Raw genomic sequence first — 15,930 nt, 5'->3', positions numbered from 1 at the left:
CCAGGCGCGACTTGTGCTCTGTGAGTGCAGCCGGAGCGGCTTCGGGTAAATGCCGCCGCTCACTTTTTCACAACGCTTCCCCTCTTGGCCGGGTTTGTACACCCATTGTTCAGTTGATAAAAAAGAACGAACCAACCCCCGGTGGAAAACCGGGGGTTGGTTCGTTCCTTTCAACTGCGGAAACGATCCAGGTTGGCGAAAAAGTCTTTCAGAAAGTCGTAAAAAAGTTTCTCCGACGGAGGGAGTTCCCGGTTTTTTGGGACGATGACCCCAACAGTCCGGGTGAGTTCCGGTTCGCTGACGGGGATCTTGACCGTGGCCCGGGGGATATTGTCCATCAGGGTGATTTCCGGCAGGATGGTGACACCGAGACCGGCGGCGACCAGCCCTTTGATGGCATCGATATCCTCCCCCTCAAAAGAAATATCCGGGTGAAACCCCATTTGTTGGCAGGACTCAACCACAATCTGATTCAAGACGAAGCCGGAAGGGAAAAGGACAAAGGAATGATTCCGCAGTTGATCGAGCCGAAGGGCGGGCTGATCGGACAGCTCGTGACTGGCGGGGAGAAGTGCCACCAGCTTCTCCGAAAAAAAGATGGTTCCCGTAAAATCTTTCTCATCCGTGGGGACGGGGGCGATCATGGCCAATTCGACTTCCCCCCGAACGAGGGCGTCGATCAACTGCTTCATGGAACCTTGGCGGAGTTGGAATCCAATCTGGGGATATCGGGCCCGGAAGGCGGAGATGACGCGGGGGAGGATATGGGAAGCCATGCTGCTGGGAAACCCGAGGCGAATGGTTCCCCGTTCCGGGTCCAGGAACTCTTCGATCTCCACTTTAGCTTTTTCAATTTCCAGCATCGATTTTTCCGCGTGCTCCATAAAGATTTTTCCGAGAGGGGTCAGTCTGACGTTCCTTCCTTCTCTCACAAACAGCTGAACCCCCAGCTCCGACTCCAAATTGGCGATCTGACGGCTGACCGCCGACTGGGCCACGTGCAGAGCGTGGGCCGCCTCGGTGACGTGCTCCCTTTTGGCCACTTCGATGAAGTATTGGATCTGTCTCAATTCCATGATATCAACCTCCCACGGCCATTCATCTCATAATGAGATTGGTTATATCTAAAATATATATTGTTGGGATCAATCGTTGCTTTTAAAATAACAAGTAAAAGCGCGAAGCGCAACAATCGTCAGAAAGTAAGCCGAACGATCTTCGTCCGGCATTATTTTTAAAGGGAACATACCAGAGAGAGAACCAAATGGTGCGGTTCAGAGTGGTTTGACCAGCACAGAAAAGAGAGGTGAAGCCTCGTGGCGGCGTTTACGAGCTATCCGGACAAACAGGGATTGTACACTCCCGAGTTTGAACACGATGCCTGCGGGATTGGTTTTGTGGCCAACCTGAAAGGGAAGCCTTCCCACGATATCGTCAAAAACGGCCTGGAGATCCTCTGCCGTCTCGTTCATCGGGGGGGCCAGCAGGATCTGGAGACCGGGGACGGATCGGGGATCATGCTCCAAATCCCGCATCAATTTTTCAAAAAATACTGCGGTTTCGAATTGCCCGCCCCGGGAGAATACGGGGTCGGGATGCTGTTTTTGCCCCGTGACGAGGCGGAACGGGCCGACTGTGAAAAAATGTTGGAAACCATCGTCGAAGAAGAAGGACAAAAGCTTTTGGGGTGGCGGACCGTTCCCGTCAACCCCTCGGAAATCGGGGAGACGGCGCGGGAAAGTCAGCCCCATATCCGTCAGGTTTTCATCGGCCGGGACGGAGAGTTGGAGGATCCTCTGTCTTTCGAGCGGAAACTGTATGTCATCCGCAAACAACTGGAAAAAGCGGCGGGGAAAAAGCTCTACGTCGCCAGCCTTTCCAGCCGGACCCTGGTTTACAAGGGACTCTTGACCCCGGCCCAGGTGGATGCGTTTTACCGGGATCTCCGAGAGCCGGACTTTCAGTCGGCTTTCTCCATGGTTCACAACCGTTTCAGCACCAATACGTTCCCCAGCTGGGAGCGGGCCCATCCCAACCGCTATCTCCTTCACAACGGGGAAATCAACACCCTGCGGGGGAACGTCAACTGGATGCTGGCCCGGGAGCGGATGTTTGACACCGATGATTTCGGTGACGACCTCGAAAAGGTGTTGCCGGTGATCGACTTGGAGGGAAGCGATTCGGCCATCCTGGACAACTGTTTTGAATTTCTCGCCCTCTCCGGCCGCTCCCTTCCCCATGTGGCCATGATGATGATTCCGGAACCCTGGGATAAAAACGATGAGGTGACCGATCCCAAAGAGGCTTTTTACGAATACCACAGCTGTCTGATGGAGCCCTGGGACGGACCGACAGCGATTTCTTTCTCCGATGGTCGTCAGATCGGGGCCGTCCTGGACCGGAACGGACTTCGGCCGGCCCGGTATTATGTCACGACGGAGGACACGTTAATCTTCTCCTCCGAGGTCGGAGTGGTGGACATTCCGCCGGAAAAAGTGGCTTACAAAGGCCGGCTGGAACCCGGCCGCATGTTACTGGCCGATTTGGAAGAAGGACGGGTCGTGTCCGATGACGAGCTGAAGAATCGGATCGCCTGCGAACAGCCTTACCGGGAATGGCTGAATGAACATCTGATCTCCCTGGAGGATCTCCCGGAAGCGGAAGCGGCGGCGGAAACGGAAGAAGAGGAACTCCTCCGTCTCCAAAAAACCTTCGGTTACACTTACGAGGAATTGACCAAGAACCTCGCCCCGATGGTGACGGAAGGGAAGGATCCGGTCGGATCCATGGGGAACGATACACCCCTGGCCGTTCTCTCCGATCGTCCCCAGCTTCTTTACAACTACTTCAAACAGTCTTTCGCCCAGGTGACCAACCCGGCGATCGATGCGATCCGGGAAGCCTGCGTCACCTCCACTCTCACCCATCTGGGGTCCGAGGGCAACCTCCTTCAGCCGGAGCCGGAACACTGCCGGCGCATCCGGCTGGAAACCCCGGTGATCTCCAAGGAAGCCTGCATGATGCTGCGGAAAAACCCGCACCCGGAATTCCGGGGCCGGACACTGTCCATCCTGTTCCCGGTGGAAGACGGGGCAGAGGGAATGAAACAAGCGCTGGACCGCTTGTTCGCCGAAGCGGACCGGGCCATCGAAGAGGGTGTCACCCTTCTGTTCCTGTCCGACCGGGGGGTGGACGAAAAACACGCGGCCATCCCGGCTCTGCTGGCAACCAGCGGATTGCACCACCATCTGGTGCGGCGGGGAACCCGCACCCAGGCCAGCCTGATCATCGAATCCGGCGAGCCCCGGGACGTGCACCATTTCTCCATGCTCATCGGGTACGGCGCGGATGTCGTCTGCCCGTACCTGGCCTTGGATACGCTCAACCGGATGGTCCGGGAAGGTGCGATTCCGGAGGAGAGCGCGGAAGAAGCGGTGAAAAAGTATATCCGGACGGCGACGGACGGCATCGTGAAGGTGATGTCCAAGATGGGGATTTCCACCGTCCAAAGCTACCGGGGAGCCCAGATCTTTGAAGCGATCGGCATCGATGAGGAGCTCATCGACCGGTACTTCACCCGTACGACCTCCCAGATCGGAGGAATCGGTCTCGACGTGATCGCCAAGGAAACCTTGATGCGTCACGAAGCGGCCCATGCGCCCCGCAAAGACGGGGATGACGGTCTGGATCCGGGAAGTGAGCTCCAATGGCGAAGAAACGGAGAGTACCACGCTTTCAATCCGATCACGATCCACACCCTGCAACAGGCCTGCCGCAGGGGGGACTTCGATCGGTTCCGGAAGTTCTCCAAAATGGTGGATGAAGAGAATCTCGCATTTCTGCGGGGGTTGCTGGAATTCACATCCGATCGTCCCGCCGTTCCCCTGGATGAGGTGGAACCGGTGGAATCGATCGTCCGCCGCTTCAAGACGGGGGCGATGTCCTACGGCGCGCTGAGCCAGGAAGCCCACGAAGTGCTGGCGATCGCCATGAACCGGATCGGTGGCAAAAGCAACAGCGGAGAAGGCGGAGAGGATCCTGTCCGGTTCACCCCGGACGAAAACGGGGATCTGCGCCGGAGTGCCATCAAACAGGTGGCTTCCGGACGGTTCGGGGTTTCCAGCCATTATCTGGTGAACGCCGACGAGATCCAGATCAAGATCGCTCAGGGGGCGAAGCCCGGAGAAGGCGGGCAGCTTCCCGGGAACAAAGTATATCCCTGGATCGCCGAAGTTCGGGGGTCCATTCCCGGGGTGGGATTGATTTCCCCGCCTCCCCACCATGATATTTATTCCATCGAGGATCTGGCCCAGTTGATTCACGATCTGAAAAACGCCAACCCGGAGGCCCGAATCAGCGTGAAGCTGGTCTCCAAACCCGGAGTGGGGACGATTGCGGCCGGCGTGGCCAAAGGCCTGGCCGATGTGATCGTCATCAGCGGGTACGAAGGAGGAACCGGCGCTTCCCCCCGGACCAGCATTCGCCACGCCGGGATGCCCTGGGAACTGGGGTTGGCGGAGACCCATCAGACCTTGCTGTTGAACCGGCTTCGGGACCGCGTCGCCCTGGAGACCGACGGCAAGATGATGACCGGACGGGACGTGGTGGTGGCTGCACTGCTCGGGGCGGAGGAATTCGGATTCGCCACGGCTCCCCTGGTGGTCATGGGGTGTGTCATGATGCGCGCCTGCCACCTGGACACCTGCCCGGTGGGTGTCGCCACCCAGAATCCGGAACTGCGGAAGAAATTTGTCGGGGATCCGGATCACGTGGTCAACTTCATGAAGTTTGTCGCCCAAGAAGTCCGGGAGATCATGGCAGCGCTCGGTTTCCGCCGGGTGGAAGAGATGATCGGACGCAGCGATGTGCTGAAAGTGAGCGAGCGGGCGAAAACCCACTGGAAGGCGAAGCATCTGGACCTGTCCCGGTTCCTGTACCGACCGGATGTGCCGGAGGAAGTGGGACGGTATCACCGTCGTTCCCAGGACCACCGGCTGGAGGAATCTCTGGACCGAAGGGAACTGCTCCCGCTGTGCGAACCGGCGCTCGAGTCGGGTGAAAGAGTGGAAGCCGCGCTTCCGATCCGCAGCACGGACCGGGTGGTCGGCACGATCCTGGGCCATGAAGTGACGAAACGATACGGGGCCGAAGGGTTGCCTGAAGATACGATCCGCCTTCATTTCCGGGGATCTGCCGGGCAGAGCTTCGGGGCTTTCGTCCCGAAGGGGATCACCCTGTCCCTGGAAGGAGACGCCAACGATTATATCGGAAAAGGGCTTTCGGGCGGCAAAATCGCCGTCCGGCCGCCGGAGACGGTTTCCTTTGATCCGGAAAAGAACGTCGTGATCGGCAACGTCGCTTTTTACGGCGCCACAGCCGGCGAAGCATACATCCGCGGGATCGCCGGTGAGCGCTTCTGCGTCCGCAACAGCGGAGTCCGGGCGGTCGTGGAAGGCGTGGGTGACCACGGTTGTGAATACATGACCGGCGGCCGTGTGGTCATCCTCGGCGATGTGGGCAAGAATTTCGCCGCCGGGATGTCGGGCGGAATCGCCTATGTATTGGCCGACGACCTGAACACCTTCGCCGCTCGCTGCAACCCGGAAATGGTGCTCTTGGAGACCTTGGATGACGACGGGGAAGTGGCCGAAGTGGAGCGGATGATCCGAAACCACGTGCATTACACCGGCAGTCGGCATGCAGAGCGGATTCTGGACCGCTGGGATGAATCGGTCTCCCGTTTCGTCAAAGTGATCCCGAAGGATTACAAACAGATGCTGGAATCGATCGAACACTTGGTGGCCTCCGGCATGGACCCCAAAGAAGCGATCGAGACGGCCTTCGAAAGCAAAAAACGGAAAAAGCCGGTCCATCCCGATCCGGACCGGAAAAAAGAACCGGTACTCTTGTGAAAAGGAGGGAGATGACGCATGGGGAAAGCCACGGGATTTATGGAATATGAACGAAAGACGGCAAAGGAACGGGACCCGCTTTCCCGCCAGAATGACTGGGGTGAGTACCAGCTCCGGATGCCCGAAACGGAACTCAAACGCCAGGGTGCCCGCTGTATGGACTGCGGAACCCCCTTCTGCCACACCGGGATCCCGATCAACGGTACCGACTCCGGCTGTCCGCTCTATAACCTGATTCCGGAGTGGAACGATCTGGTTTATCGCGGACGCTGGAAGGAAGCGCTGGACCGGCTTCTTATGACCAACAATTTCCCGGAATTCACGGGACGGGTATGCCCCGCCCCCTGTGAAGGGGCCTGTACCGTCGCCATTCACGACCCGGCGGTGGCCATCAAGAGCATCGAGCGGGAGATCATCGACAAAGGGTTTGACGAAGGCTGGATTGTCCCTCAGCCGCCGGAGAAGCGGACCGGCAAAAAGGTGGCCGTGGTCGGTTCCGGCCCCGCCGGCCTCGCGGCCGCCGACCAGCTGAACAAAGTGGGACATTCGGTGACGGTCTACGAGCGGGACGATCGGATCGGCGGTCTCCTGATGTACGGGATTCCCAACATGAAGCTGGAGAAACGGCTGGTAAAACGCCGGGTCGAGCTGCTCAAAGCAGAAGGGATCTCCTTCATCACCCGTACGGAGATCGGAAAAGACCGGACCCTGGACGATTTGCGGGAAGAGTATGACGCGGTCATTCTCTGCGCCGGGGCCCAGAAGCATCGGGATTTGCCGATCGAAGGCCGGAGTCTGGACGGCATCCATCTCGCGATGAAGTATTTGACCCAGTCCACCAAAGCCCTTCTGGATCCGGAGTACCGGGAGACCATCCACGCCGAAGGGAAGGATGTCATCGTGATCGGGGGCGGCGACACCGGTGCGGATTGTGTGGCCACCGCCCTTCGGCAGAAATGCAGCAGTGTGGTCCAATTCGGGCGTCACCCGCGCCTGCCGGGCGAGCGGACGGAGGATAACCCCTGGCCGGAACAACCGTATGTCTTCACGCTGGACTATGCCTATGAAGAGGCGAAAGCCCGGTTCGGCAAAGATCCCCGGCAGTATTCCATCATCACCAAGAAGATTCTCGGGGACGAAAAGGGACACGTGAAGGAACTCCACACGGTGGAAGCGGAGAAGATCTTCGATGAAAACGGGAACTATTCCTTCAAAGAGATCCCGGGATCCGAAAAGGTATGGCCCGCTCAGCTGGTGTTGATCGCCATCGGTTTTGAGGGAACGGAAGATTCCTTGCTCGAAAGCTCCGGTTTGGAGCATGAGCGGCGCAAAGTGAAAGCGGAATACGGCAAGTACGAAACCAACCTGGAAGGGGTCTTCGCCGCCGGTGACATGCGCCGGGGACAGAGCCTGATCGTCTGGGCCATCCACGAAGGCCGGGAAGCGGCCCGGGAATGCGACCGTTTTCTGATGGGTGAGACCGAATTGCCGTAAACGAGTAAACGGCAAGAGCCCGCGTCGAATGCGCGGGTTCTTTTTGTGCGGAATTATAACACATTTGTTGTAATTTTTCTCAAATGAGGTAGAATGGAGGTGCCAGGAGATTCCGTTGAAGGATGTCGATGGAATCGGTTTGCAAGTGTTACCCTGAAACCGAACCCCGGGGTTGAGAGAAAAAAGGAGGAAAGCGCGTGGCGGCATTTGCAGGGTTGCTATGGATCTTGACGATTGTTTGGTTTTTTGTGAAGGGCGCGGAAGAAGCCTAGAAAGATAAGAGAATGGAGATCCGGACGGCGCACAAGGCGCCGGCTTTTTTTGGGTTTCAAAAATCACGGCGTTGGCCCGATCCCTACTACCATCCACTCCTTAAAGCGTTGTGAAAAAGTGAGCGGCAGCATTTACCCAAAGCCGCTCCGGCTGTACTCACAGAGCACAAGTCGCGCCTGGGGTCGCTTTGCTCCTCGGTCTCGCTATGCACTCACAGAGCACAAGTCTCGCCTGGGTCGCTTCACTCCCCGGTCTCGCTATGCTGTCCTGCAGAGATGGTTGCACTGTCTTCCCATATGTATTTCCTCTGCAATTTCCTCTCGAGCAAAGAACATGCCGCAGAAAAAAGCAAGGATCATCAGAGAAATCCCAATCCCACGGTAAATGGAAAAACCCCGACAATCCCTATCTCCAGCTGGAAGGGATTATCGGGATTAACAAGATCAGTTGATTTTCTTTTTATCTTTGCTTTTCACGATGATGATATAGGGTTCCTTATCCATTTTTTTTGATTTCAGAAACTTATCCACGTCATGTTCAATCTTGTTTCCAAGCCGACGGGCATCGGGGTCGAAACTTGGTAAAGACGTACGGATGATGACCCGGGTGGTCGGTTCCGGATGAACGGAATAGCCGATCCCCGTGACATGGAATTCTTTTCTCGCCATGAGTCCATTCCCGATATCCGAGACGACATCGGCCCACTGGCTGTCTTTTTTTCGGAGCTCGGGATCATATATATGAGCTTTTAATGTGTAGTTCCCCAGGCCTTTTTGTTTCAGAACCCGGATCACCGTCTCTTTGATCTCCTTTACTTGTGTCTCTGTATTGGGAATCTCCATGTGGACGGTTTTATCGTACGGTCGAATTTGTGGACGAATTTCACTCAGTTGGTTTCTCTTCAATTCTTTCATGATGTCTTCTTCGATCTTATGCAGTTTTTCGATTTCTTGTCTCTGCTCCTCGGTCGGGCCTCCTTTTTCTCCACCCCTCAGGTTGACTTCGATGGCCAAGGCATCGATATTTCGCGACGCCAGGATCTTCTTTACAATCTGTCGGACCTCCCTTACGGAATCTTTATTTTCCTTCGACTGATCAAGCCCGATCCTAAGGGTTTTCTCGGGAATAAAAGAGACTTTTGTATTTCCTTTCTTAGCCTTTTTTACCTCTTCCTCGATTAACATGTTCAACCTCCCTTGTCTTTGTTTTACCTTCCTTTGATGCTCACCCGTTAGACTTTTTTTCTCCAAAAACGTTTCACACAGCGAAGAATTTTAGGCAAAAAAAAGCCCAGGGAACACTCGTTTATCTCATCCGTTTGCCATTCACTGATGTACTGCTGACCGACTTTCGTAACGTGATCACTGAAATAATAACGATTGATGGCGACATTCAATTCCAGCTTAAGTAAGCGAATGCGTTTTTTCACGGTTTTTCTGTCCCAGCCGAACTCTTCCCAACCAGCCCATGAAAAAACCAACCCAAAGCAGCCGTGCCTCGCAAATTTTCCCGAAGGAAACCACCTTTTTCCATGGGCAGGGAAGAAGGTGGTTTGGTTTTTCAGAGTTTTGGTATTCGGCTGATTCGTTCCTGTTTCAGCGCCCGCAACAGCGACATGCACATTCCCAGCAGGATGAAGGCAAAGGGAAGGGCGGCGACAAGGGAGGCTGTCTGCAGGCCCTGCAATCCGCTGGACAGGATCAGAACGGCGGAGATGGCGGCAATCAATACTCCCCAGATCACCTTGACGGTCATCGGCGGGTTCAACCGACCCTCGCTGGTCATCATCCCCAACACGTAGGTGGCGGAATCGGCCGAGGTGATCAGGAAAGTGAAGATGAGAAGGATGGAGAGAACCGAAACCAGGGTGGCGAAAGGAAAGTGTTCATACATCGCGAAGAGGGCCAGCGCCACGTCTTTCTGCACGGCCTCCCCGATCCGGGTGCCCTCGAACAGATCCAGGTGGAGGGCCGAGCCGCCGAAGACCGCCATCCACAGGATGGCGATCAAAGGGGGAACGATCAGGACCCCGATCACAAATTCACGGATGGTCCGGCCGCGGGAGACCCGGGCGAAGAAGGTGCCGACAAAGGGGGACCAGGCGATGACCCAAGCCCAGTAAAAAACCGTCCAATCCCGCACCCAAGTGCCTTTGAGGAAGGGTGTGAGACGGAGACTCATCCCGAAGAAGTGCTGGATGTACTGACCGAGGGTGTGGGTGAAACTGTCCAGGATGAATTTCGTGGGGCCGGCCACCAGTACGAAGACCAGGATTCCCAGAGCCAGGCCGAGGTTGAGGTTGCTCAGCCATTTAATCCCCCGGTTCAGGCCGCTGGTGGAGGAAGCGAGGTAGAGAACGGCCAGTCCCGCGGTGATCATGAGTTGAGTGAAGCCGTTTTTGGGGATCCCAAAAACATGGCTCAATCCTCCGTTGATCTGCAGGATTCCCATGCCCAGGGAGGTGGCCACCCCGATCACCGTCGCGATGACAGCGAGGATGTCGAGGGTTCGCCGGAGGGAGGGACGACCTTCCTCTCCGATCAGGGGGTTGAAGGTGTTGCTGATCAGACTGGGACGGTCTTTCCGGAACTGGAGATAGGCGATGGCGAGGCCGACGACGGTGAATACAGACCATTGGTGGATCCCCCAATGGAAAAAGGAATACCGCAATCCCATCAGAGCGGCCCGGGCGGTTTTCGGTTCCAACCCCATCGGGGGTTCGAAGAAGTGAGACATTGGCTCCGCGACTCCCCAAAACACCAGCCCGACTCCGAATCCGGCGCTGAACAGCATCCCGATCCAAGTGAAGTAGGGGTATTCAGGATCTTCTCCGTCTTTTCCCAGCCGGATCCGGCCGTATCGACTCAATGCCAGAAAGAGACAGAACAGGACAAAGAAGAGGACGGAAAGCAGGTAGAACCAGCCAAAAGCGGCGGTGGTCCAGTCAAAGACCGTGGTGGCGTTGTCCGCCAATGTTTTGGGAGACAGCGCCCCCCAGACGACAAAACCGGCAATCACCGCGGCGGAAATCCAAAACACCGGGTTGGATCCGGCGGGTTGCGTTTCTTTATTCATCCGCATGTCCCCCTTCGTCTTTCTGGCGTTATTATGAGGAGGTGGACAACGGTTGATTCTTCCAGTCTGCAAAAAAATAAATGTTCTACCGCATAAAGAACGAAAAGGAGCGATTGATATTTGCGATAATAATGTCAATTCATTAAAATATAAAAACAACGAATGATTTTGATGGTTATATTTCCAATTCGTACGTGAAGGGGTGAAAGCAGATGGAGAATCACTATATGATGACCGGATATCCGGGATTTATCTCCGGGAGGTTGTACAGGGGGTTGAAGGAAAAAGATCCTTCGGCCCGTTTCACTTTTCTGGTCCATCCCAGCCAAATGAAAAAAGCCCGTCAAATGTTGGATATGGAGGAAAAGGTGAAGTTGGTGGAGGGAGACATCACACAGGAAGATCTGGGCATGGAGAGCGGAGTCATGGCCTCGCTCCAAGAAACCGTCACTCATTTTTTTCATCTGGCAGCCATTTATGATCTGGCCGTCCCGAAGGAAGCCGCAGAAAAGGTCAATGTGACCGGAACCGATCGGGTGAATCAATTCGTCCGGTCCATTCCGGGACTGAAACGCTATCTTTACTTCAGCACGGCATATGTGTCGGGAGAACGGACGGGTCGGGTGACAGAGGAGGAACTGGATCAGGGACAACGTTTTAAAAATCATTATGAATCCACGAAATTTGAAGCGGAGAAACGGGTGAGAGCCTTGGATGGAGTTCCTCTCACCATTATCCGCCCCGGCGTGGTGGTCGGCGATTCCCGCACGGGGGAGACGGCCAAATTTGACGGTCCGTATTTCGTGATGCGGTTCCTCGACGGGATGGGGCCTCTTCCGATTCCTTACATCGGTCACGGAAGAAATCCCTTTAACATCGTTCCCGTGGATTATATCGTCAACGCCACGGTTTACCTGGCCCATGCGGGAAAAGACGGTACATTCCACCTGACCGATCCTTCCCCCTATACGGCACGGGAGGTGTACCGGATGATCTCGGAGGAGCTTTTGGGCAGAAAACCGATGTTCACCCTTCCGGCCCGATTAGCCGACGGGCTGATGTCCATCAAGCCGGTACGCCGTTACTACGATGTGGAAAAAGAAGCGATTGCCTACATGACCAATCAATCCGATTACGACAGCTCCCACGCTCAGGCGGTACTCGCCGAGGGAGGAATCCGTTGTCCCGACTTCGCTTCCTACTTGCCCAACCTTGTCTCCTATTACAAGAAGCACCGGGAAGATCCCGAGAAAAAAATTAAGATTCAGTGACCGATGTCAAAAAAATTTTTGCAAAGTGGCCATAAAAACCGATGCCGGTCCGAATAAATAAATAGGAACGGATTTGAATCCCTCTTGCTTATCTGGTCTGGTCTCAAGGATAGCCCCGCTGCCGACGGCAGCGGGGCCTTTTTCGTTCCGGAAAGGGGAACATTTACTTTATTTCCGCACCTGTATTAACATGACAGGTGAGCCGAATCACCGGTGACGGAAATGACATAAAAGGGGAAACGAGAAACGTGCCACAAACGTTGATATCTGAAATGTACCATCGACTGGCGGAAATTCACCGTTTGATGGAGAGCCGGAAAGATACGGTCCGTCGGGACCGGATCCAAGATCTGATCCGAAAAGACCGTGAAAAAGAATTTTCCATGGCTTTTTGCGGTCATTTTTCGGCAGGTAAATCCACGCTTCTAAACCGGTTGTACGGGGAGAATCTGCTGCCGACCAGCCCGGTTCCCACCAGTGCCAACGTGGTGAGAGTGCGTCCCGGGGAACATCGGGTGGTATTGACACTGGTTTCCGGAAAAAAGAAGATCTATCGGGGTCCCTATACCGAAGAGGATTTGAAAGCCCTGTGTCAAAACGGCGACGAAGTGACCGCCGTGGACGTTTACCGTCCGGATGCCCCCTTTCCGAAAGGGGTGGCGCTGTTGGATACACCGGGAGTGGATTCCACCGATGAGGCTCACCAGAGGGTGACCGAATCGGCCCTCCATCTGGCCGACGCCATTTTTTATGTGATGGATTACAACCACGTCCAGTCCGAAGGGAACCTTCGCTTCTTAAGACGGATGAAGGAGAGGAATAAACGGATTTTTCCCGTGATCAACCAGATTGACAAACACCGGGAGGAGGAGCTTTCCTTTCATCGTTTTCGGGAAAGGGTGGAGGAGACGTTCCGGGCGTGGGGCCTGGATCCGGATCCAGTATTCTACACTTCGATTAGAGAGCCGGAACACCCTCATAACCAAATGCCCCGGCTGAAGGCCCAGGTCGACGAATTGATCCGGGACCGGGAGGCTCTTCTGAAGGAAAGTCTGTCCCTGGAAGCAGAGTATCTGATCCGTGAACATCTCTCTCATTTGAAAGAACAAAAGAGGAATACCATCGAGGAAATCACCGACGGATTGGAAGAGCCCCTTCCCCCGTTGGAAGAGCTGGATCGGGAATACGCGGAGTGGAAGGAAAGACGGGAGGGTCTGGACCGTGAAATCCGGGAGGTGGAACGGGAATTCCGGAACGGACTGGAGGACCTCCTGCATAACGCCTATTTGATGTCCTATGAAAACCGGGAGCGTGCCCGTCGCTACCTGGAAACGGAACTGACCAAATTCCGGGTCGGCTGGTTCCTGTCCAAGGGGAAGACGAAAAAGGAAAGGGAAGAGCGATTCCGGGATTTTTACGAAAAACTGAAGCAGACCGTGGACACCCAGTTGGATTTTCATGTCAAACAGTATCTGATCGGATTTTTGAAACAGCAGGGCATACACACCGAGGAGCGGGCGGAAGCGGTCTACGGGTTGGAAAGCCCGTTCCGTCCGGAGTTGTTGAAGGAGACGATCAAGGAAGGGGCGGGGATGACCGGTGATTACTTGCTGAAATACACCGGGGACCTTGCCGGCCGGATCAAACAGGGCTATTCCCGGCAGGCCCAGGCCCTCTTTGATTCTTATGTAAAAATACTGAAGGAACAAACGGAAGCCCGACGGGAGGAAGCGGAGGACCGGATCCGGAAACTGGAGACGCTTCGCAAAAAGGCTGCGGAAGTGGATCGTCTTCATAAAGAGCATTCGGACTGGGAGGAAAACCTTCGCTTGATCTTGGATGGAACCCGTGCGCCGGAGATCCGGACGGAACCGGATGTTTTTTGGGAGGAAGAACCGGAAGAGACAGGCTCGATTTTCCCGAATGAGGAACGGTCGGGGGAAGCCGGACCCGGTGTGGAAAAGCCGGGGACGGTGAAGGAGCCTGACCCCTCAAAGAGCGTGGAACGAACCCGGGAAGCGCTTCGTTGCCTCCGGGAGGCGGAGTCCGCGATGAAGGACATCAAGGCGCTCCGATCCATCGGAGACGATTTGGCCGGGAAGCGGAAACGGGTGGAAAACCGCCGTTTCACCGTGGCTCTTTTCGGAGCTTTCAGTGCAGGAAAATCTTCCTTTGCCAACGCATGGTTGGGAAGAGAAGTCCTGCCCGTTTCTCCCAACCCGACCACAGCCGCCATCAACCGGATTACCGCACCGGAGGGAGACTATGGTCACGGGGACGTCTTGATCCATTTCAAATCGGAAGCGGGGTTGCTGGAAGAACTGCGGGAAGCCTTTGGTCGGTTCGGAAAGTCGGCGGACAGTTTGAGGGCGGCGGTGCAGGACATCGGGGAATTGCTGTCGGTATCGGATCCGGATCCGGCTCAACAAACCGTATTCCCCTTTCTGCGGGCGGTCCGGGAAGGGTATGATGAACTTTCGGAAATGCTGGGCCAAACCCGTCGTTTTCCCCTGAAAGCGTTCGGTTCTTTCGCAGCCAGGGAATCCCGCTCCTGTTTGGTGGAAATGGCGGAGCTGTTTTATGACTGCCCCCTGACTCGCCGGGGGGTGACCCTGGTGGACACCCCCGGCGCCGATTCCATCCATGCCCGCCACACGGAAGTCGCCTTTCGTTATATCAAGGAAGCGGATGCCATTCTGTTTGTCACCTACTACAACCATGCCTTCTCCCGGGCGGACCGGGAGTTTCTGATCCAGCTCGGCCGGGTGAAAGATGCCTTTTCCATGGACAAGATGTTCTTCATTATGAATGCTGCCGATTTGGCTGCTTCCGACCAAGAACGGGCGGAAGTGTCGGCTTACCTCCGGGATCAACTGCTTCAATACGGAATCCGTCACCCCCGGATGTTTGCCGTCTCCAGCTTAAAAGCGTTGAAAGAGGGCGAAGAGAAGGATCGAATCGCGCCGCCGGCCGGATCGGGCATGAAGGCCTTCAGGGAGGCGTTTACGGAATTTCTGGAGGTGGACCTGATGTCCGTCTCCCTCCACGGCATGGAAGCGGACCTCCGGCGGGCCGATGCCGTCCTGAAGCGTTTGGCGAAGGAAGTTCGTCAGGGGAACGAAGAGAAACGGAGGAAAATGGATGTATACGGACGGGAGAAGAAAGAGGTTTTATCTTTTCTTTCCGAGGTGGACCCCCGCTCCGACGAACAGGCTCTCAGTCAGGAAATCGAGGAGCTGTTTTACTACGTGAAACAGCGTCTTTTTCTCCGTTATAATGATGTGTTCACGGAGATTTTCCATCCATCCGCGTTGAAGGGGGTCCACGCCAAAAAACGGCTGTATTCCTGCATCCGGGAGATGATCGAGTTTCTGCGGCAGGATCTGATGCAGGAACTGCGTGCCACTTCACTCCGGGTGGAGCGATGGTTTTCAGGGAGGCTGGAGCGCGTTCAAGCATCGGTACGGAAGGAATGTCTCAGGTGGAATGACAGCCTCTCCCTGGCGGAATTCCCGGGAGAGGCGCCGGAACCTCCGGAGTGGAAAGAGCCTTTCCCGTCCCTCGATCCGGAAGCATTTAAAAAAGCGGCGAACCTGTTCAAAAACAGCCGGGATTTTTTTGAGAAAAACGGGAAACTCCGGATGCGCGAGGCGATGAAAACGGAGCTGGAACCAGCGGTCGACCGCTATCTTCGGGAAGAACAATCCCGATGGATCCCTCACTACGTCCGGGCATGGCGGGAGGAGGCCGAAGCATTGAAACGGAAAATGGCCGATGATGTCCTCCGGCATTACGACCATGTTCTGGAGGCACTGTCGGATCAAGCGGACCCCTTGGTTTACGAGCGGACAGGGAAGTTTCTTGCCGACCGGATCGAGGAACTGGAACAACACCTCCGGTCTTGA

At 55.6% G+C, this 15,930-nt stretch carries 8 protein-coding genes; 4 read left to right on the top strand and 4 right to left on the bottom strand.

Features of this window, described 5'->3' with window-relative positions; genetic code table 11:
* Positions 1–170: 170 nt before the first annotated feature.
* The gene (gene gltC / locus C8P63_RS01710) at positions 171–1,076 is read right to left on the bottom strand and encodes a glutamate biosynthesis transcriptional regulator GltC (protein WP_108021614.1); all 906 of its coding nucleotides are present in this window, start codon (positions 1,074–1,076) and stop codon (positions 171–173) included.
* Between the two features lie 240 nt (positions 1,077–1,316).
* Between gltC and gltB the strand changes: the two genes are divergently transcribed.
* Positions 1,317–5,912, top strand: a complete 4,596-nt coding sequence (gene gltB, locus C8P63_RS01705; RefSeq protein ID WP_108021613.1) for a glutamate synthase large subunit — start codon at positions 1,317–1,319, stop codon at positions 5,910–5,912.
* Between the two features lie 18 nt (positions 5,913–5,930).
* Positions 5,931–7,406 (top strand): glutamate synthase subunit beta, encoded by a 1,476-nt coding sequence (locus C8P63_RS01700; protein ID WP_108021612.1) that lies wholly within the window; start codon positions 5,931–5,933, stop codon positions 7,404–7,406.
* A gap of 716 nt (positions 7,407–8,122) precedes the next feature.
* On the opposite strand, the gene C8P63_RS01695 is transcribed toward C8P63_RS01700, so the two are convergent.
* The 3 genes from C8P63_RS01695 to C8P63_RS01685 form a co-directional block, all read right to left on the bottom strand.
* The gene (locus tag C8P63_RS01695; protein WP_108021611.1) at positions 8,123–8,863 is read right to left on the bottom strand and encodes a DUF4030 domain-containing protein; all 741 of its coding nucleotides are present in this window, start codon (positions 8,861–8,863) and stop codon (positions 8,123–8,125) included.
* Between the two features lie 47 nt (positions 8,864–8,910).
* The gene (locus C8P63_RS01690; RefSeq protein ID WP_146172086.1) at positions 8,911–9,108 is read right to left on the bottom strand and encodes a hypothetical protein; all 198 of its coding nucleotides are present in this window, start codon (positions 9,106–9,108) and stop codon (positions 8,911–8,913) included.
* Between the two features lie 131 nt (positions 9,109–9,239).
* The gene (locus tag C8P63_RS01685; RefSeq protein WP_211308223.1) at positions 9,240–10,754 is read right to left on the bottom strand and encodes a glycine betaine uptake BCCT transporter; all 1,515 of its coding nucleotides are present in this window, start codon (positions 10,752–10,754) and stop codon (positions 9,240–9,242) included.
* 212 nt (positions 10,755–10,966) lie between these two features.
* Between C8P63_RS01685 and C8P63_RS01680 the strand changes: the two genes are divergently transcribed.
* Positions 10,967–12,025 (top strand): SDR family oxidoreductase, encoded by a 1,059-nt coding sequence (locus tag C8P63_RS01680; protein ID WP_108021608.1) that lies wholly within the window; start codon positions 10,967–10,969, stop codon positions 12,023–12,025.
* Positions 12,026–12,273: 248 nt separating this feature from the next.
* On the top strand, positions 12,274–15,930 hold the full coding sequence (locus C8P63_RS01675; RefSeq protein WP_146172085.1) for a dynamin family protein: 3,657 nt from the start codon (positions 12,274–12,276) through the stop codon (positions 15,928–15,930).

Source organism: Melghirimyces profundicolus, assembly GCF_003054245.1.
Classification (GTDB): Bacteria; Bacillota; Bacilli; order Thermoactinomycetales; family DSM-45169; genus Melghirimyces; species Melghirimyces profundicolus.
The sequence above is the reverse complement of the archived record's forward strand: the minus strand, read 5'-3'. Positions and strand labels throughout refer to the sequence as shown.